Source organism: Rhodoluna lacicola, from assembly GCF_000699505.1.
In the GTDB taxonomy this organism is placed as follows: Bacteria; Actinomycetota; Actinomycetes; order Actinomycetales; family Microbacteriaceae; genus Rhodoluna; species Rhodoluna lacicola.
Genome location: NZ_CP007490.1, coordinates 633,498 through 653,221, shown reverse-complemented (window position 1 = coordinate 653,221; position 19,724 = coordinate 633,498). Strand labels below are relative to the sequence as shown.

Sequence of the window (19,724 nt, the reverse complement as noted above, 5' to 3'; positions counted from 1 at the left end):
CTTTCAGATTAAAAATGAAATCGGGGGCAAGCCGAAGCTTGCCCCCGAAATACAGGTCAATTACTTGGTGCCGTTAATGGTTGCTTCTGCTACAGCAAATGCAGATAGGTTCCATTTGTCCAGAAGTGACGCATAGGTACCATCGTCAATTAGCGACTGTACCGCAGCCTGAATCGCCTTGGTTAGGTCTGCGTTCTTCTTCAGCACACCAATACCGGTGAGCACTGAGGTGTATCCCTCAGGAGCGTCGGTTGGTACTACAACTTCAAAGTACTTTCCTTCACCAGCGGTCTGTGCGGTGTATGCCGCTACCTGACCGTCATTTACACCAGCAGATGCCTTGCCGGCACGGATTGCGTTCTGGGCATCACCATCGGTTGGGAACTCAAGAACGGCGATCTTCTTGGAACAGCTAGGGTTTACCGCATTTACCAAGTCAATTTGTGCGGTTGCGGTCTGGATTGCAACGGTTTTGCCACAGAGATCAGCAAATGATTTGATCATTTCTGGGTTTCCGGCTGGAACAACAACAGCGAAACCTGCACTGAAGTAGTCAACGAAATCAAGAACCTCTTGACGCTCCTTTGTGTCATTCATGCCAGACATGATGATGTCGTGGGTTCCCGACTGAAGTGAAGGAATAATTCCGTCCCAGTCCTGGTCGTTGAAAGTAAGCTTCACACCAAGCTTTGCGCCAATAGCCTGAGACAGGTCGTAATCAAAGCCAGTTGGGTTGTCGTTCTCGTCGAAAAGCTCCATCGGAGCGTAAGGGATGTCTGATGCAACGCTGATGCCATCCTTGAACTCTGCTGGAAGAAGTGCTGCGGCGGCTTCATCAACCGCGATTGTGCCTGCAGTGGTTTCCTCGGCGGCTGGGGTGCCTGAAGCACAGCCAGTTAGTGCGAATACGCTTGCTGTGGCCAGCATGGCCAAGCCGGCAAATTTAGAAATACTCAATTGTTCTCCTATCGGGAAGGTACAGATTGAGCCTAGTTCAGAGCCAAGCCAAAGGCCGGTAATTTGGGGAATCTTTACCTGTTTGAAACAAGCTATGCCGCTTGAGGTGCTCGTTATGGGCCATTGGCGCCACTGTCACCCTCTGGGCAAATGGCCCTCACAAAACACTATTGATAAAGGCCTTGGTTCGCTCATTCTTTGGTTTATCTATGACCTGACTTGGCGTGCCATCTTCAACCACGATGCCGTCATCCATAAACACCACTCGGTCGGCAACCTCTCGAGCAAACCCAATCTCGTGGGTCACGACAATCATCGTCATGCCACTTAGCGCAAGTTTGCGCATCACATCAAGAACATCACCGACAAGCTCCGGGTCTAACGCAGAGGTTGGTTCGTCAAAAAGCATCAGCTTGGGTTCCATGGCAAGCGCTCGGGCAATCGCTACTCGCTGTTGCTGGCCACCGGAGAGTTGCGAAGGATAGTGATTAATTTTGTCACTCAGTCCGACTGAGGCCAGAAGTTCCTTGGCCTTAATCACGGCATCGGTTTTAGAAATTCCCTTTACTCCAACCGGAGCCTCGATCACATTTTCAAGGGCAGTTAAATGCGGGAAAAGATTGAAGCGTTGGAAAACCATGCCGATTTCACTTCGCTGTTTGGCGATGGCACCCGGCTTCATTTCGTATATCGCATCGCTTTTCTCACGAAATCCCATTAGTTCACCATCGACATAAAGACGGCCACCATTGATTGTCTCAAGATGATTAATGCAGCGCAGGAATGTGGATTTTCCTGAGCCAGATGGACCAAGCAGGCACAACACTTGCCCCTGTTCTACCTGCAGGGTGATCCCCTTGAGAACCTCGTTTGAACCAAAACTTTTTCGGATAGCACGAGCGTCAACCATTAACTTATTGCTCATACGTTCCCCTTCATACCGATTCGAAGCCATCGCGATTTTTGAGTCGCAACGCTGAATCCCCTACCGTACTTTTTCTCTAGGTAGCTTTGCGGGAATGAGAGAACAGTAGTCATGACCAGGTACCAGAAGCCGGCAACCACAAGCAATTCAACCTGAGCAAGGTTTTGCGAAGAAATCTGCGAAGTACGGGCGTACAGTTCCATGACGGCAACCACCTGCAAGAGAGATGTGTTTTTTAGCATCGATATGAATTCATTACCCATCGGAGGAATGATTACCCTCATGGCCTGAGGCAGAACAATTCTGCGCAGGGTGTAACCAGAGCCCATTCCAAGAGATTTGGCTGCTTCGGCTTGCCCTGAGTCCACCGATAAAATACCGGCGCGCACGATTTCCGCGGAGTAAGCGGCCTCGTTAAGCGAAAGAGCGATAATTCCAGCCACCAGTGATGTGAAGACCAGCGAGGTTTTCTCGGACCACCAGATCATGTCGGTAAATGGGATTCCGATGTCGATGGTTGGGTAAATGATGCCTAGGTAACCCCAGAACACTACCTGCAACAGCAACGGAGTCCCGCGGAAAAAACCAATGTAGCCAATCGAGACAAGCTTCAGCACCGGATTTGATGAAAGTCTCATGATTGCCAAAATTATGGCGAGGATTGTGCCAATCAGCATCGAAATCACGGTGAGCGAAACAGTAAGCCCCGCTGCTGCAATAACTTTTTCATTGAAAAGATACTTGCTTACGATTTCGTGATTTATGTTTGGCGAAGCCCAGAGGGAATAAACAAATAGCCCAAGAATTGCCACCAAAATGACTGCAGATACCCAGCGCCAGGGATGCCTGAGAGGCACGGCTACAACGTCATCGTTGCTCTGCTTGTTTGCCATGAGGGCCTTTCCTTGTTTCACCATACTAAAGGAAGGAGTGGGGAGTATGGAAAAGCACCGTCAGGTGGTTTTCGAAGTCCCGTTCAATGAAACTCTCAAGTGGGGAGTATGGAAAAGCACCGTCAGGTGGTTTTCGAAGTCCCGTTCAATGAAACTCTCAAGTGGGGAGTATGGAAAAGCACCGTCAGGTGGTTTTCGAAGTCCCGTTCAATGAAACTCTCAAGTGGGGAGTAATGGAAAAGCACCGTCAGGTGGTTTTCGAAGTCCCGTTCAATGAAACTCTCAAGTGGGGAGTAATGGAAAAGCACCGTCAGGTGGTTTTCGAAGTCCCGTTCAATGAAACTCTCAAGTGGGGAGTAATGGAAAAGCACCGTCAGGTGGTTTTCGAAGTCCCGTTCAATGAAACTCTCAAGTGGGGAGTAACGGGACTTGAACCCGTGACCGACGGATTATGAGTCCGCTGCTCTAACCGGCTGAGCTAACTCCCCCAGCTGCTATCTTCTAATCCTCGTCGTTTTTGAGACGCTCGGTGGCGTTCTTGACAACTTTCTTAGCTTTGATTGCAGTCTTTTTTGCGGACTTCTTCACCTCGTCGCGAATGTCCTCAAGTTTTTCACGCACATCTTCAACAACTTCCTCACGCAACTCGGCAGCAGCCTCGCGCAATGCTTTGGCCCTTTCTCGTAGCTCAACGACTCGGTTGTGAAGTTGTTCAGGCAATAGTCCAATTGCCTGCGTGTAAGTCTCACTGTTGTCATCAGAAGTTCTATCCGAATCTTGATCGCCGCGGTAAAGACCCTCAAAAATAGAGAGCGTTCTTTCAATATCATGCGACTGGATTAGGTGCAGTGAATTCTCTGACAGGCGGTCTAGTTCTGCCTGATCAGCAGTGAGGATCTTCCTAAGCTTTTCGCTGAATTCTTGAACGTCATCTGGCTCAAAAAGATACCCATTATCGCCGTCGTGGACTAGGTGCGGAAGAGCCATGGCGTTTGCGGCCACCACTGGTCGACCCGATGCCATTGCCTCCATGGTGGCGATGCTTTGCAATTCTGCAATCGAAGGCATTGCAAAGAGCGTGGCCCGCTCATAAGCCTTAGGAAGCTCTTCTTCAGAAATATGACCGAGGAACGTCACTTGTTTTGAAATGCCAAGCTCAAGCGCCAAGTTTTCAAGGTGCTTGCGTTCACCACCATCGCCAACTATTTCGACCTGAGTGTTTAATTTCTTTGGCAGCATCGCCACAGCCTTCAAAAGGTTGTGAATGTGCTTTTCGTAATCCAGGCGACCAAGAAACAAAATTCGTGGATTCTCATTTGTTGTCGGTGTTGCATTGGCGAATTTAGATGCATCAATTCCGCAACTAATTGCCAACACATCTGTCACACCAGCGGCTTGCTCAAGCAGGTTTGCTGCGCGACGAGTTGGTGTAGTCACAAAATCCGCTTGACGAAGAACTCGACCCGCATCTGCCCAGGCAAGTTTCATCGCGGTTTTTTCTAAAAACTTAGGAACAATCACCGAGTACTTAATTAGGTTCTCAGGCATTATGTGGTTCGTCGCCAAAAGGCGAATCCCTTGCTCCCTTGCACTCTTGGCTAGGTAGCGCCCCATGATTAAGTGCGATTGGATGTGCACCGCATCTGGTTTGACCTGACGCAATATTTCATCGGTTTTTGCTTTCAGTGTAAACGGCCAGACGTAGCGCAAGGTTTTATGCTGGGGAATCCGATAGCTCTTGATTCGGTGCACGGTCATGGCTTGGCCATCGTGGATTTCAGTAAAGGCCCCGTGAGTGCCATCAAAGGAAGATGCCACTATGTGCACATCGTGCCCGTGTCGAGCAAGCCCGGCGGCAAGGCGCTCAGCGAATCTAGCGGCACCATTGATGTCGGGCGGGAACGTGTCGCAGCCAATAACAATAGTCAGCGGCTCGTTGGCCGGCGGATTAGAACCAGGGGTCAAGAAAGGTGCCTTTTTTAGGGGAATTGGCTGGGATAACCCAACTCCTAAATTTTACCCTCTGTTTTCAAGGTTGGCCTGCTTAGTTCAGGATGTACCTTCGAGAGAAGAATTACCCCGATAACGGCCACCACAGCGCTTAGACCAAAGCCAATGATTACCGGCAAACTTGCGGAAGTAGCCTCGCCAAGGATGACGATACCGATACTCACGGCGACCAGAGGATCAATTACGGTCAAACCGGCGATGACAAGGTCAGGAGGGCCCGATGAATAGGCGTTTTGGACGAACCAGCTACCCAGCGAAACTGCGCCGATCAAGGCAACTAGGCAAAGCATTGTGAGCCATTCGAAATCCGACTGATAAATACGTTGAATTACGACCTTGGCCAGGGTTGCCACAAAACCGTATAACACCCCGGCACCGATTACATAGGTCAGGGCCTTGGCATGCCGACCAAGGGTAAAGAAAAGCACCGTAAATACGACCAGAATCGCCCCAAGCACGCCCAGTACTTCTCTGAGTCGGTCGTCGTTCAAAACCGTCTCATCGGCCACTCCGGAGGCCATAGCGACGAAGGCCGCTATGCCCAGGGTGCAGAGCGAGATGGCCAAAATAGTGCCACGGTTTAGCCGGGTCTTAGTCACCCGAGCGTTCAGCAGGGAGGTAATCACGAGTGCGATGGCGCCCACCGGCTGAACCACAATTAATGGCGCCAGCGAAAGTGCGGCCAACTGAAGCCCGATTCCAAGAGCCATAAATGCGGTACCGCTGAGCCATTTTGGCTTACTAAGCAGGCTAAAAAGTTGCTTTAGCGATAGTGATCCTCTGGCTAGCTTGCCTGCCTTTTTAGAGACCTGGGCGCTCTTGTCAACAACGGCGTCGTTCTGGAATTGGGCACCAAAGGCTAAGGCGACGGCTGCCAAAACAGCCAGGGCAATAGCCAAGGCGCGGGCATCTACCCCCGGCCCATAGACCGCTAGCTCTTCTGCCCCGCTTATAAACATACGACTCTGACTATATCTCGCTCGTTGCTCGAATCTGCTCAAGCTGACCGGTAAATTTACCTAATGACCATTAGACCCATCTGCATCACCGGCGAACCAGTCCTGCACGAGCGTGCCAAAGAAGTCACTGTTTTTGACGAAAGTCTTCGTGAATTAGTGGCAGACATGTTTGAAACCATGGATAAGGCACCTGGAGTGGGCCTAGCCGCTCCGCAAATTGGGGTTGGGCTAAGAGTCTTTACCTACGACTACGCCGATGATCATGGAAATGAACGCCGCGGCGTCATCATTAACCCGGAATTGGAACTTGGGCCAATTCTTGACGAACCGGCCGATGAGGATACCGAAATTGAGGGGTGCCTATCGGTGCCTGGTGAACGTTTTCCATTGAAGCGGGCAGAACAAGTTGTGCTGACCGGCGTGGATCTAGACAAACTCCCAGTCCGAATCGAAGCGGAGGGCTGGTTTGCAAGAATCTTCCAACATGAATTTGACCACCTAAACGGGCTACTTTACGTGGACAGGCTTGCCGAACCGTGGAAAGAAATCTCTACCGACATTATTAAAGATAATGGCTGGGGAAAACCAGGGATCAGCTGGCTCCCGGGCAGAGACAATCTAGAGGCCTAGGCGCTATCCGCCGAAAAATAACCTAATCAGCGCGGCTAGTGCGGCAGAAGCGGCGACCATGACAACAAAGGGTGCTCGAAGGTAAAGCAAGACCGCGGCGAGACCAAGAGCCGGGATACGCGCATCAAACTGAATCTCGCCGGAACCGGTAAGGCCCTGAACACCTAAAAGCGCTGCCAATAATGCAACGGTGAGCAGATTTGCGATTCTTGAAATCTTTGGATTGTTCAAGACGGAGCTAGGTACCAAAAAGCCTAGAAGTTTCCACGAGTAGACTGCAGCGCTGGCAATCAAGATTCCAAGCCACAGGGTCATTTGCCCAGCCCCTTCCTAGGGGAAAACCAGTTGAAGAACCCAACGACCACTGCGGAGATACCAGCTAAAAGAACAGGAATGCCCGCGGACAAAAACGGTGTAGCCGCAGTTGCAATCACAAGTGCAGCCGCTCCTACCGCAAGGGCCTGGCGCTCAGCCAAACGTGGCCACAACAAACCCAGGAATGCTGCAGCCGCCGCGGCATCCAAACCCCATGTAGACGGATCGCCAAGTGCGTCACCCAAAATCGCACCAGCCAGCGTCATCAGATTCCAAAACACGAATACTGCGATACCGGTTATCCAAAATCCCTTTACCTGGTCGGCCTCATTTTTCTGCGCGGTGGCAACTGCGGTTGATTCATCGATGGTCAACATCGCTGGAATAAGTTTCGCTAGGCCGACTCTTTTGAGGATTGGCGCCAAACGCACCGCATAAAAACCATTGCGGATTCCCAGCAACCAAGCAGAGATGATTGCGGCGCCCACACCGGCCGAGGCAACGCCGGCACCTCCGGCAGCAGCAATTACTCCCACAAAAGCAAATTGAGATCCCCCGCTGAACATAAGAAGACTTAGTACCTGAGTTTGCCAAATATCTAAACCGGCGGCCACCGAAAGTGCGCCAAAGGAAACGCCGTAGAGGCCGGTGGCTAACCCAACACCGATGGAGATTGATGTGACAGACGACTGCTTAGCCATTTTTTCCATCCGTAGCGTTAATTGCCAAGAATAACTGAGCCCTGGTCGCCAAAGAACACTTACTCAAAATTGATTTCATAGCCTGACGAACACGGTATTTGGGTACATCAATGGTTCTGGAAATCTCGTCGTCATCCAGACCCTCGCGAAACGCTTCTAGCACCTGAGTTTCCTTTTGATCAAGGGTGCCAAGTTTCACCAGAATGTCTGGAACATCAAAATCAATTCCTTTGGCTCGAGTCATCAGTGCCTTCAGCGAATCGAAATCCAGAACGTCTTCCTTGGCTCGAGCGGTTCTAATCGCCTTCAACAATTCACCCGAATCAGAATCCAGAGTCACCAGATCGGTTGCACCGACCGCGATGGCTGCCAGCAGGAGTTCGTAGCTGAAATAAGGTCCGGTCAATATGATTGCCGGAACTTCTGTTTCGGAAGAGTGATACTGAGGAATTAATTTCTCGACCAACTGCAGACCATCAATTCCCCGAACCCTATGGTCAACAACCAGCACATCGATAAGAGCCTGCGGCGCTCGCTCCAGGGCTTCAGACCCATTTTCTTCTTCGAAAACTACTCTGCAGTCCTCCTGAGAGTCAATCAGCATTCGTCGCCCAAAACGAATGTCTGCGTCGGCATCTACCAAACCGATTCGAATAATTTCGTTCATCGTATTTTTTCGAGTAGTTCCTTGAACTACTGGCTTCCAGCCAATGCCCGAAGGTGAGGGAATATCGCAGACACCGTGAAACCCACACCGGGAACTCGGGTTGCGTCAACGCTTCCACCGTACAGAGCCGCACGCTCCCTCATAGCGGTTAACCCCGCCCCTTTGATTGTTTCAACCAGTGAACGAGTATCATCCTCAATCGTGTATCCGGAATCCTCAAGATCCAATGTCACCTGACTTCGGCGTTCAATTTCAACACCGTTATCTTTTATGAGCACCTGCATGCCCTGGTCGACCCAGGAAAAATCTATTGCGACATCAGTGCCGACCGGGCAGTGTTTTTTCACATTCTCTAGGGCATCAAAAACGATTCTGTAAATTGCCAATCCCGCACCTTCTGCGATGCTGAATCTGGAACCTTCATGAGAGATCGAAACGCCGTAGCCAAACTCTCGATAGGTAATGGCTAATCCATTTAGCTCATCTATACCTGGTGGAGCGGCTGAGACGCTGTGAGTTTTATTCAACATGTCGAACAATCTTCGAAGTTCTGCGTGCGCGGCACGAGCACTTAGACCAACCCGCTCCAGCGAACGCAGCGCCGAATTTGGATCTGCCTTAGCAGCGTAGGCTCCACCTTCAGCTTGTGAGATTACCGCTGTGACCTTTTGTATGATCAACTCATTTATGTCTCGAGCGATTTCAAAGCGCTCGTTCTGCTCAGCAACTTCCAGCGAGAGCTTTGCTTGAGTATCCGCCGAAAGAGCCCGGTCAAACTCAGTGCCTACATACACTTCATAAGTTATGGCGAGTCTGCCCAACAGCCAGAACAAAATATTTCCCGCCGAAACCAACAAAGCCAAAATTAAGAACGCAGTTGTTTTTGACAGCTCGGTCTGCAATGAGAGCCCGTAAATATCGCCGCCGATGGGCAACGCAAAAGAGTTAAACCAAGCGATCACCAGGCCAGAGGCGATGGTCACAGCCAGAGCGATAAAGTACCAAAGCCTAGCCGCAAAAGCCGCGGTTAAAAACACTGAAATCGCTGCGCTGAGCCCACTGGCCACCGGAGACAGACCAAGAATAATTTCCACAACTGTTCCGGCAACTGTCAGAGCAATACTCAGCGCAGGAATTTGGGCGGCGAATAAAACAGCGGTTGCCAGGATGCCGGCGACCAGTAGACCCTGATAACCCTGGACCAGAAGATCGATTCCGCCAAAAAACAGTAGGGCGAACGCACTGAGAATGGATGAGGAGAGCCATCTGTGATCTTGGATCCAACGTATCAACGTGGCCTCCAGATCATCGAAAAAGAGTGGCTCCCCGGCTTGGACTCGAACCAAGAACCTATCGGTTAACAGCCGATTGCTCTGCCAATTGAGCTACCGAGGAATGTTGATTTAGCAACTGGATTACATTACCAAACATTTGCCCTAGATTCCCGCCAGTCAGCAGATTTAGGGCCTAAACCCCCAACTTAATAGCCAAGAATTGGATCCACCTGACCCACCCAGCCGGTTCCAGATCCATACGCTCTAACGTTTTGTTTGATTCGCTCGGAGAAGAGCCGAACCACCTGTTTACGTGTATCGGCGGAGTGCGGTGTGATGATTATGTTCTTTGCTGTCCAAAGTGGGTGGCCATCAGGTAATGGTTCAGGGTCGGTGACGTCCACCGCGGCTCCGGCAATCACTTGACCATTCAGAGCCTCAACTAGATCGACGGTGTTTACCATGGGGCCTCTGGCGATGTTGACCAAATAAGCGGTGGGCTTCATAAGTGCGAACTTGGACGCGTCGAAGAGCTGATAAGTCTCATCAGTTAGGGCAGCAGCCAGGATAACCAAATCTTGCTTCGGCAACTCTGCTTCTAACTGCTCAAACCCCAAAGTCTGAAATGCGCCCAGAACCGGAGCCGGGTTTTTTCGGATGACTGTAACCCTCGCCCTGAAAGGCGCTAATAACTTCAGCATTTCCTCAGAGATGCCACCGCCACCGAAAATTAAGACGCTGCAGTCATATAGCGAATCAGCAAACTGCCGGCCCCAGGTTTGGGTCCTAACCCGTTCCGGAATGATCCTCATTAGGGCTAACGTCAAAGCCAGCGCGTGCTCCGCAACCGGTTCCCGATATGCTCCTTTTGCAGATGTAAATCGAATTGGGCGCTTGATGATCTCACTAAAGGCGTCAACACCAGCAAAAGGAAGTTGCACCCACTCGATCTGCGGGTTTTGATCTAGTAAGTCAGCCAAACCTTTGGGGTTTGAATAATCCAGCCAAATTACTGCGCGAACATCCTTAGACATTGGAACGACTTGTCCGCCGGATTGAGCAACTGCTTCAAGATATTCAGGAAAAGACTTGGGTTCCATTGCGACATTAATCACCTGGCACCTACAAACCCTGTAGTTTTCGACGCTCAGTTTCTAGATCAACTAGAGCACGTTGAATTCTTGCGCTCTCAGCGGCATCCTGAACCGCGTCAGTTCGACGAAGCGCCGCCAATAAATCTGCCTTTTCGTGGGCTAGAGCGTTTGTGAGCGCCCGGGAGACTACCCCCTGCCCGTAACGCACCAGTTCGGCATCTGTTTTGGCCGGAAGTGATTGAGCGGCAATAGAGCGCAACAAAGAATGCAGTTCAGCTGGGGTAGCTCCCCCAATCACGTTGAGCCAATCCAAAGATCCGTGCGAGACCAGACTGGTTCCAATTGCTTCAAGGATTGCGTTGTGGGCCGGGTCACTAAACCCGTCCCGAACTATTCGAATTAATTGCTCTTTGCTGAATGAATTTGGAACCTGAACCAATACTTCAAGCACCTGACGCTCGAATCTTGTGATCGGATCATTCAGATTGGGCAGCGCAAATGCCCCCTCGCCGGAAGTTCCAGATTCTGTTTCGATTGTTTGCTGATCTCGGCGCAACTCCTTGACCGCATCGGACCTAGATTCTTTTGCGGCGGCATCAACTAATGAGGCAACTTCATTGCCATCAAGGTTGACCCAGCCAGCCAACTCACGAATATATGCCGGGCGCATCGCCGAATCTCGAATTGCAGATACAACCGGCGCGGCCGCGCGTGCCGCCCCTACCCTGCCCTCAATCGTCGATAAATCAAACTTGGCAATCTTTTGTTTAATAGCAAATTCAAATAATGGTTTCTTATTCTCAATCATCAACCGAACAGCGTCATCACCTTTTTCACTACGCAGGTCGCAGGGGTCTAAGCCATCTGGGCCTACCGCTACAAAAGTCTGAGCGGAAAATTTGTGGGAATCATTGAAGGCGCGCATTGCTGCTTTTTGACCAGCCGCATCGGGGTCAAAGGTGAATATAACCTCAGCGGGAGTGTCTTTCTCAGCCGAAAGCATTCTGTTTAGGAGTCGAATGTGATCATCACCGAAGGCTGTCCCACAGGTTGCAACTGCCGTGGTAATTCCGGCAAGATGACAGGCCATGACATCGGTGTACCCCTCGACCACGACTACTCGTTGCTGTTTCGAAATTTCTTTCTTTGCCAAATCAATCCCGTAGAGCACCGCCGACTTGTGATAAACCAAAGTGTCACTGGTATTTAGGTATTTAGGTCCCTGATCGTCTTCAAATAATTTCCTAGCCCCAAATCCAATTACCTGGCTAGTTGAATCTCTAATCGGCCAAATCAGTCGCCCACGAAATTTATCGTAGGCACCACGATCACTCTTGGTTGCCAGCCCAGCAGCTACCAGCTCGTCAATTGTGAAGCCAAGTTTTTTCAGGTGATCAGTTAGGTTGCTCCAGCCCTTTGGGGCAAAGCCAATCCCAAACTGCTCTGCAGCAGCCTTATCGAAACCACGACCCTTCAAGAAGTCTCTGCCGGGTATGGCATCATCGGTCATCAGTTGCGACTGATAAAAAGTTGCGGCGGCAGTATTGGCCTCAAGAATGCGGGAACGCTGGCCTTGATCTGCCGCTGGTCCGCCGTCTTCGTAGGTTAGTTCAAAGCCAACTCGGGCGGCCAACTTTTCAACGGCCTCGTAAAAACTGATTGATTCCATTTGCTGTAGAAACTTGTAGACATCGCCGCCTTCGCCGCAGCCAAAGCAGTGGTAAAAACCTTGCATGGGGCGAACATTGAATGATGGTGATTTCTCATCATGAAAAGGACAAAGCCCCTTCAACGAACCAACGCTGGCGTTCTTGAGTGACACATATTCGCCGACCACGTCGGCGATATTGACGCGAGACTTTACCTCTTCAATATCTCTCGCCCTGATTTTCCCCGCCATGGCTCTTATCCTAGGCTTTCGAGGCGGACCATCAGAAAGACGGCCCTTTGACCACAAGGCGGTTATGCATGGTGATGGCGCTCTGGTCGGTAAGCGAGGCAACCTGGTCAACTACCACTCGACGCTTCTCAGCATCGGTCCTGGCTCTCGCCCATGCGTCGGTGCAATAGACGTCAAGGTTTTGGCCATTCGAAGCAAGAATTGCATCAGCAAGCTCGGCGAGAAGTTCGCGCTGCCATTCGTAAATTGGTCGGCGCGATTCGTGTGACATCAAGAATGCAGAAACGATCCCCTTGAGCACGGCGATTTCAGCTCTAACATTTGCCGGAACTTCGATACGAGCACCGTATCGGGCCATTGAAACTGCGGGAGAAGCGTCCACGATCGAAGCGATGGTTTGGCTAACAAAGCGGCCAATCAAATCACTGGCAAGGTTCTTTAGACCACCCAGCATTATCGGAGTGCGATCAAATTTGGTTGGCCAGTTAGGCAGCGCTTGCAAATTATTCAGCGCCTCGGCAAGAACAGGCTTTGAGTAGACGTCAACATTCCACTCGCTGATTTTGTCCAGAAGCTCAGCTTCGGCGCCCGGATCGGCAAGTTCTTCCAGTTTTATGTATCCAGAAACAATTGCGTCTTCAAAATCGTGAACCGAGTAAGCAACGTCATCAGAGAAATCCATGACTTGCGCTTCTACGCTCTTGGCACGGCTAGGCGCACCGATGCGCATCCAGTTGTAAATCTCTAGGTCGTCATCGTAAACACCAAACTTAATTGAGTGCTCGCGCATTTCACCGGCCTCACCTAATGACCACGGATACTTACATGCGGCATCCAAACTCGCCCGAGTTAGATTCAAACCAATGCTGGTTCCATCCTGCAGAAAAACTTTGGGCTCTATCCGGGTAAGCAATCGCAATGTTTGTGCATTGCCTTCAAAGCCGCCGATTTCCGCCGCCCAATCGTTGAGGCCTTTTTCACCGTTGTGCCCAAAAGGTGGGTGACCAAGGTCATGTGCCAAACAGGCCATGTCTACAATGTCGGCATTTAAGCCAAGGTCGATCGCCATCTCGCGGCCGATCTGGGCAACCTCCAGCGAGTGTGTTAAGCGTGTGCGGGCAAAATCGCCGCCACTAGGCGACAGCACCTGGGTTTTCGCGCCAAGGCGTCGAAGCGCTGACGAGTGCAGCACGCGAGCTCGGTCACGAGCAAACTCACCGCGCTGGGACTTACCGCTCCGAGCCTCCGGCAAGAATCGTTCGCGATCAAAATCGGTGTAGCCAAGTTCTGAAGAATTTCTTTCCACTAGCCGCCAGACACTCCCAGCTCTGCCTCTTGAAGCACCTTGCGTTGATCGCCCACGAGTTCGCGGGACTGCAACCAGTTCTCTGGCAGGGCGCAAACCTTGGCACCACCAAGTCGGCCTCGAGGGCCCTCGGCTTCTTCACCCGGGTATGGCTGCGAACGATCAAGTGTTTCCAGGATTTCATCCATGTGGTCAAGCGACTCAACCTGCGATAGCGCTGCACGGAACTCACCGCCAACCGGATATCCCTTGAAGTACCAAGCAACGTGCTTGCGAATGTCACGGCAAGCGTGCATCTCACTCTCGAAAAATTCAACCAGTAGCTCTGCGTGACGCTTGAAGGCGTCGGCTACTTCACCAAGGTTTGGCTGAATTGGATTAATTGCCGCATCTGAATTTGGGTTACGCAAGTACTCATCAAATGCTGCTTGAAGATCACCAAACAACCAAGGACGCCCTAAACAGCCACGCCCAACGACCACGCCATCAACCCCGGTTTCGCGCATCATGCGAATTGCATCGCCGGCAGACCAGATGTCCCCATTGCCAAGTACCTGAACGTCAGGAAGAGCTTCACGAAGTTTTGCAATAGCAGACCAGTCAGCCTGACCAGAGTAATAATCAGATGCAGTCCTGCCGTGCAGCGCTACTGCTGTAACTCCGGCATCACGGGCTGCCTTACCTGCCTCGATGTAAGTCAGGTGATCGGCGTCAATTCCCTTGCGCATCTTGATGGTCAGTGGAATTTCACCAGCGGCCTTTACGGCCGCATTCACAATAGAGCCAAACAAATCCTGTTTCCATGGCAGCGCGGCGCCACCTCCCTTGCGGGTTACTTTTGGAACTGGGCAGCCAAAATTCAGATCAATATGGTCCGCACGGTTCTCGGCAACCAACATGGTTACTGCTTCAGCGATTGTTTTTGGGTCAACGCCGTAGAGCTGCACTGAGCGAACTTCTTCTGATGGGTGGTGACCAACTAAACGCAAAGATTCCTCTGTGCGCTCAACCAGTGCACGAGAGGTCACCATTTCAGAAACGTATAGCCCGCCGCCGAATTCGCGGCAGAGCCTGCGGAATGCGGTGTTGGTGATTCCCGCCATTGGCGCAAGCACAACTGGCGTTGCGATGGCGATCTTGCCATACTGCAACGCTGGTTTAGTGCTGGCCAATGTCATTTATCTATGAAACTAGTTTTGCGCCTAGGTACTCGCGAAGCTTGCTCAGCGAAACGCGTTCCTGCTGCATGGAATCTCGCTCGCGAACGGTAACTGCCTGGTCTTCAAGAGTTTCAAAATCAACGGTCACGCAGAACGGTGTACCAATTTCATCTTGACGACGGTAGCGGCGACCGATAGCTCCTGAATCATCAAAGTCGATATTCCAGTAGCCACGAAGTTCCTGTGCCAAGTTGCGTGCAACCGGTGACAAGTCTTCGTTGCGAGACAGTGGAAGCACTGCTGCCTTGATTGGCGCCAGACGATAGTCAAGACGAAGTACGGTACGCACATCAACACCACCCTTGGTGTTTGGCGCTTCGTCCTCTGCGTACGCATCAACCAGGAATGCCATCAATGAGCGAGTGAGACCGGCGGCGGGCTCAATCACGTAAGGAGTCCAACGCTCGTTCTTGTTCTGATCAAAGTAACTAAGGTCAGTTCCCGACTCACGCGAGTGAGTGGTCAGGTCGAAGTCGGTGCGGTTTGCGATACCCTCAAGTTCGCCAAACTCGCTTCCCGGGAAGCCGAACTTGTATTCAATATCCACGGTGCGCTTTGAGTAGTGTGAAAGCTTTTCCTTTGGGTGCTCAAAAATTCGAAGGTTGTCTGGGTTGATACCAAGATCGGTATACCAGTTCATGCGCTGTTCGATCCAGTAGTTGTGCCACTCTTCATCGGTGCCCGGCTCAACAAAGAATTCCATTTCCATTTGCTCAAATTCGCGAGTACGGAAAATGAAGTTGCCTGGAGTGATTTCGTTGCGGAATGATTTTCCGATTTGACCAATGCCAAACGGCGGCTTCATGCGAGAAGCGCCAAGTACGTTGGCAAAGTTAACGAATATGCCCTGAGCAGTTTCTGGGCGAAGGTAGTGCAGGCCCTCTTCAGCGGCAACCGGACCCAAGAAGGTCTGGAGCAAACCGTTGAACGCCTTGGGCTCTGTCCAGGTGCTCTTGCTGCCACAGTTTGGGCAGGCGATATCATTCATCGACTCAGGAGCGCGACCCTTCTTTTCTTCAAAGGCCTCTTCTAGGTGATCTTGACGAAAACGCTTGTGACAGGCGGTGCACTCGATTAGCGGGTCGGAAAATTCACGAACGTGCCCGGACGCCTCCCAGACCTTTCGAGGAAGAATCACCGATGAATCAAGGCCAACGATGTCTTCGCGAGACTGAACCATGGTGCGCCACCACTGACGCTTGATGTTCTCTTTTAGTTCAACACCAAGTGGTCCGTAGTCCCAGGCCGAACGGCTTCCGCCGTAGATCTCGCCGGCCTGGAAAACAAATCCACGGCGCTTGGCTAGAGAAATTACTGAATCTAGACGATTTGGGGTAGCCACTTAAACTCCTTGCCCAAGCTGGATGCCTGGTACTTGTTCGAAGTTCCCAGTCTACTTTGATGAACCCCGATTTGGCTTGTCCACTGCCCCGCCAAATCGCCTGGAGCGGCCTTGAAAGTGAGAAATTGCCTGCCAGAGTGAGGTTCGGTTGAAATCTGGCCACAGTGTGTCCATAAAAACGAACTCGGCATAGGCCGATTGCCACAGCAAGAAGTTTGAGGTGCGTTGCTCTCCCGAGCTGCGTAGAAAGAGGTCTACATCAGGCAGGTAATTGGTGTTCAAATACTTCTGCATGGTCTTCTCAGTGATTGCTCCTGGCTTGAGCTTGCCGCCTGCAACATCGGTGGCGATTGCATTGACTGCATCAACAATCTCGATGCGCGATCCGTAGTTGACACACATGGTTAGAGTCAGCGTTTTATTTTTAGCGGTTAGTTTTTCCGCTGCCTTGAGTTCGTCAATCACCGATAGCCACAGTCGTGGTCTGCGACCGGCCCAGCGAATGCGAACATCCCAGGCATTTAGTTGGTCTCGGCGAGCACGAAGAACCTCACGATTGAAGCCCATTAGAAATTTGACCTCCTCAGGAGATCGCTTCCAATTTTCAGTCGAGAATGCGTACACGGTCAAATACTTGACTCCGGCTTCAATTGCCCCGGCCACGACATCAAGAAGAGCGGCTTCGCCGGCTTTGTGCCCCTCAATGCGCGTGAGCCCTCTTTGGTTTGCCCATCGTCCGTTTCCATCCATAACGATGGCAACGTGCTGTGGAACAGAACCAGTTGGAAACTTCGGCATCCTGACGCCGGGTTTTTTTACCGGCTGCAATTTCGTCATTCTCGCTCCACGTGCTGAAGTGACTTGAGGCCCCGCTCAATATGCCACTGACTATACGCAGCAACGATACCGGAAGCCGATGCGCGAATGTTTTCTGTCGATGAATCAGCCACCAGCCAGTTACCAGACAGCAGCGCCCCCAGAAGTTCACCCGTGAGCGGGTCGATAACCGCCGCCCCCGCAGGACGGCAATCGCGACAGACGACACCGCCAAGCTGCATTACAAATGCCTGGTGCGGGCCAACGGCGCCGCATCTTGAACAATCACCAAAATTTGGGGCCCAGCCAGCAATCGAAAGTGCCCTCAGCAAATATGAGTCCAGTACCAACGAGGCATCGTGTTCTTTCTTTGCCAATGAACGCAACGCACCAATCAGAAGTAAATACTGCTGTGGCGACGAATCCTCGCCGGTGAGTTTTTCTGCGGTTTCCACCATGGCGGTGGCCGAGGTGTAGGTTCGGTAGTCCTCTATGATTTCTCGGCCGTAGGAGCCGATTGTCTCGACTTGGTTCACTACATCCAAATTTCGGCCCTCATAGAATTGCGCCTCGACGACCATGAAAGGCTCAAGCCTTGCCCCAAACTTTGAACCGGTACGGCGCACGCCCTTGGCAACAGCCCGAATTTGGCCGTTATACCTAGACAGCAAAGTGACGATGCGGTCAGCCTCACCCAACTTGTGGGTGCGCAGTACGACTGCTTCATCTTTATAGGTAGGCACTAAATAAGTATCGGCCCCTAGCTCAGTGAAACACTTGAACCGGGGCCGAACTTTAAAGTGTCTTTGGCTCTAGGCGCGAATTGCCCTGTTTACCGATGAAATCACGGCTTTCAGTGAGGCAGTTGAAATGTCTCCGTCTATGCCCACGCCCCACAGGGTGTGACCATTTACCTCCAGCTCAACGTAGGCTGCTGCCTGTGCATCGCCTCCGGCACTCAAGGTATGTTCAACGTAATCAAGAAGGCGAACGTTTACCCCCTGATTATCGAGGACGTTTAGGAAAGCCGAAATTGGCCCATTTCCAGTGCCGTGGGCCTCGAGCTCACCGGCTCCATCTCGCAGCACAATATCTAGGTCAACGGTGCCATCCATCTCGCTTGCGGTGCGCATTTTCTTGAGTTCAAAGCGGCCCCACTTCAGATCTGAACGATCGGCAGCAGCTGGCAAGTACTCATCGGTGAAAATTTCCCAAAGTTTGGCCGAAGATACTTCGCCGCCCTCTTGATCAGTTTTATTTTGCACAACTCGCGAGAACTCAATCTGCAATTTTCGCGGCAAATCCAGCGAGTGATCGGTCTTTAGTAGGTAAGCAACTCCACCCTTGCCCGATTGAGAATTTACTCTAATCACGGCCTCGTAGGAACGACCAACATCTTTGGGATCAATTGGAAGATAAGGAACAGCCCAAACTAAATCATCAACAGAAACGCCCTGGTCAGCGGCATCCTTTTGCATAAGTTCAAAGCCCTTTTTGATGGCATCCTGGTGCGAACCAGAGAATGCCGTGTACACCAAGTCGCCACCATAGGGACTGCGTTCTGGCACCGGCAATTGATTGCAGTACTCTACAGTGCGCTTGATTTCGTCGAGGTCACTGAAGTCAATGTGTGGATCAATACCCTGACTGAAAAGATTAAGGCCCAGGGTAATTAAATCAACGTTTCCGGTGCGCTCACCGTTGCCAAACAGGCAACCCTCAATGCGGTCTGCGCCGGCAAGGTAGCCAAGTTCTGCTGCCGCAACTGCAGTGCCTCGGTCGTTGTGCGGGTGTAGTGAAATCAAGATGCTATCGCGACGAGCAATATTTCGATGCATCCATTCGATTGAATCTGCGTAAACATTTGGCGTTGCCATTTCAACAGTGGCAGGAAGATTAATCACCATCTGGTGATCCGGCTTCGGATCTAGTATCTCGATAACGGCATTACAAACTTCTACAGCGTACTCAAGCTCTGTTCCGGTATAAGACTCCGGTGAGTACTCGTAGTAGATATCGGTGTCTGGAATTGTTTTTTCCATTTCGCGACACTTGCGAGCACCAGAAAGCGCAATGTCCATGATTCCTTGTTTATCCTGATTAAAAACCACTCGTCGCTGCAACACCGATGTTGAGTTGTAGAAGTGAACGATTGCCTGCTTGGCACCCCTAAGCGATTCATAGGTGCGCTCAATCAGCGCATCGCGAGCCTGGGTAAGGACTTGAATCGTCACGTCTGCAGGAATGTGACCATCCTCAATAAGCAGGCGAACAAAGTCGAAATCTGTCTGGCTGGCCGATGGAAAACCTACTTCGATTTCCTTGTAGCCCATATTGACCAATAGCTTGAACATCTTTAGCTTGCGCTCAGGGCTCATTGGGTCAATCAGCGCCTGGTTACCGTCACGAAGGTCAACGGCACACCAGCGCGGAGCCTGGGTAATTACCTTGCTTGGCCAAGTGCGGTCTGGAAGCGATACAGTGATCTGCTCGTGGAAGGGTACATATTTATGTACCGGCATACCCGAAGGAGTTTGGGTGTTTTTCATTGGAAGTGTCTTTCGTGTGGTGGGTGGTCAGCCAGCAGAAGGCCCCGCGACGAGGTGGGCCTGTTTAGGCCTCGCCGCGGCCACTAAGTAGTAGACCGAAGAACACGTTTTTAGACTACGCCGGATGAGGGCAAAAGCCCAAATCGATTTTTGCCCAAGATGGCAG

The 19,724-nt window shown here is 51.4% G+C and carries 18 protein-coding genes and 2 tRNA genes; 1 reads left to right on the top strand and 19 read right to left on the bottom strand.

Translation table 11 applies throughout. From position 1 onward, the window contains the following. Positions 1-60: 60 nt before the first annotated feature. The 6 genes from RHOLA_RS03200 to RHOLA_RS03170 form a co-directional block, all read right to left on the bottom strand. Positions 61-957, bottom strand: coding sequence for an ABC transporter substrate-binding protein (locus RHOLA_RS03200; RefSeq protein ID WP_051636241.1), 897 nt, complete (start codon positions 955-957; stop codon positions 61-63). 157 nt (positions 958-1,114) lie between these two features. Further along, positions 1,115-1,882, bottom strand: coding sequence for an amino acid ABC transporter ATP-binding protein (locus RHOLA_RS03195; RefSeq protein WP_038502295.1), 768 nt, complete (start codon positions 1,880-1,882; stop codon positions 1,115-1,117). Next, positions 1,879-2,775 carry an amino acid ABC transporter permease gene (locus RHOLA_RS03190; protein WP_038502293.1) on the bottom strand — a complete coding sequence of 299 codons (897 nt, stop codon included), beginning with the start codon at positions 2,773-2,775 and terminating at the stop codon, positions 1,879-1,881. The genes RHOLA_RS03195 and RHOLA_RS03190 overlap by 4 nt, the downstream gene beginning before the upstream one ends. A 413-nt stretch (positions 2,776-3,188) precedes the next feature. Next, positions 3,189-3,263: transfer RNA gene (locus tag RHOLA_RS03180), tRNA-Ile, on the bottom strand. Positions 3,264-3,276: 13 nt separating this feature from the next. Then, positions 3,277-4,740 (bottom strand): glycosyltransferase, encoded by a 1,464-nt coding sequence (locus tag RHOLA_RS03175; RefSeq protein WP_227818803.1) that lies wholly within the window; start codon positions 4,738-4,740, stop codon positions 3,277-3,279. A 44-nt stretch (positions 4,741-4,784) separates the two neighbouring features. Further along, positions 4,785-5,744, bottom strand: a complete 960-nt coding sequence (locus RHOLA_RS03170; protein WP_038502290.1) for a DMT family transporter — start codon at positions 5,742-5,744, stop codon at positions 4,785-4,787. Positions 5,745-5,807: 63 nt separating this feature from the next. On the opposite strand from RHOLA_RS03170, the gene def reads away from it, so the two are divergent. Beyond that, the gene (gene def, locus RHOLA_RS03165) at positions 5,808-6,374 is read left to right on the top strand and encodes a peptide deformylase (protein WP_038502287.1); all 567 of its coding nucleotides are present in this window, start codon (positions 5,808-5,810) and stop codon (positions 6,372-6,374) included. A gap of 3 nt (positions 6,375-6,377) precedes the next feature. Here def and RHOLA_RS03160 read toward each other — a convergent pair whose 3' ends face one another. From RHOLA_RS03160 to leuA, 13 genes are all read right to left on the bottom strand, one after another. Continuing rightward, a complete protein-coding gene (locus tag RHOLA_RS03160) occupies positions 6,378-6,689 on the bottom strand; it encodes an AzlD domain-containing protein (RefSeq protein ID WP_038502286.1) in 312 nt (103 codons plus the stop codon). Continuing rightward, a complete protein-coding gene (locus tag RHOLA_RS03155; RefSeq protein ID WP_038503875.1) occupies positions 6,686-7,390 on the bottom strand; it encodes an AzlC family ABC transporter permease in 705 nt (234 codons plus the stop codon). Before RHOLA_RS03155 ends, RHOLA_RS03160 begins: the two co-directional genes overlap by 4 nt. Next, positions 7,383-8,057: a response regulator gene (locus RHOLA_RS07060; RefSeq protein WP_051636238.1), complete on the bottom strand. Its 675-nt coding sequence runs from the start codon at positions 8,055-8,057 to the stop codon at positions 7,383-7,385. The genes RHOLA_RS03155 and RHOLA_RS07060 overlap by 8 nt, the downstream gene beginning before the upstream one ends. Positions 8,058-8,083: 26 nt before the next feature. Then, the gene (locus tag RHOLA_RS07215; RefSeq protein ID WP_158384493.1) at positions 8,084-9,403 is read right to left on the bottom strand and encodes a sensor histidine kinase; all 1,320 of its coding nucleotides are present in this window, start codon (positions 9,401-9,403) and stop codon (positions 8,084-8,086) included. Then, positions 9,377-9,452, bottom strand: a tRNA-Asn gene (locus tag RHOLA_RS03140). Before RHOLA_RS03140 ends, RHOLA_RS07215 begins: the two co-directional genes overlap by 27 nt. 85 nt (positions 9,453-9,537) lie before the next feature. Continuing rightward, complete coding sequence (locus tag RHOLA_RS03135) at positions 9,538-10,446, bottom strand: D-isomer specific 2-hydroxyacid dehydrogenase family protein (protein ID WP_227818802.1); 909 nt, start codon at positions 10,444-10,446, stop codon at positions 9,538-9,540. A gap of 7 nt (positions 10,447-10,453) precedes the next feature. Continuing rightward, complete coding sequence (gene dnaG / locus RHOLA_RS03130) at positions 10,454-12,325, bottom strand: DNA primase (RefSeq protein WP_038502281.1); 1,872 nt, start codon at positions 12,323-12,325, stop codon at positions 10,454-10,456. A 31-nt stretch (positions 12,326-12,356) separates the two neighbouring features. Next, positions 12,357-13,631, bottom strand: a complete 1,275-nt coding sequence (locus RHOLA_RS03125) for a deoxyguanosinetriphosphate triphosphohydrolase (RefSeq protein WP_038502278.1) — start codon at positions 13,629-13,631, stop codon at positions 12,357-12,359. After that, positions 13,631-14,809, bottom strand: a complete 1,179-nt coding sequence (dusB, locus tag RHOLA_RS03120; RefSeq protein ID WP_038502277.1) for a tRNA dihydrouridine synthase DusB — start codon at positions 14,807-14,809, stop codon at positions 13,631-13,633. The genes RHOLA_RS03125 and dusB overlap by 1 nt, the downstream gene beginning before the upstream one ends. A 4-nt stretch (positions 14,810-14,813) precedes the next feature. Next, the gene (locus RHOLA_RS03115) at positions 14,814-16,193 is read right to left on the bottom strand and encodes a glycine--tRNA ligase (protein ID WP_038502275.1); all 1,380 of its coding nucleotides are present in this window, start codon (positions 16,191-16,193) and stop codon (positions 14,814-14,816) included. A 51-nt stretch (positions 16,194-16,244) separates the two neighbouring features. Further along, positions 16,245-17,030 carry an isoprenyl transferase gene (locus RHOLA_RS03110; RefSeq protein WP_038502272.1) on the bottom strand — a complete coding sequence of 262 codons (786 nt, stop codon included), beginning with the start codon at positions 17,028-17,030 and terminating at the stop codon, positions 16,245-16,247. Then, positions 17,027-17,752, bottom strand: a complete 726-nt coding sequence (gene recO / locus RHOLA_RS03105) for a DNA repair protein RecO (RefSeq protein WP_038502270.1) — start codon at positions 17,750-17,752, stop codon at positions 17,027-17,029. The genes RHOLA_RS03110 and recO overlap by 4 nt, the downstream gene beginning before the upstream one ends. Positions 17,753-17,821: 69 nt before the next feature. Then, entirely contained in the window at positions 17,822-19,558 is a 1,737-nt protein-coding gene (leuA, locus tag RHOLA_RS03100) for a 2-isopropylmalate synthase (protein ID WP_038502268.1), read from the bottom strand. Positions 19,559-19,724: the final 166 nt, after the last annotated feature.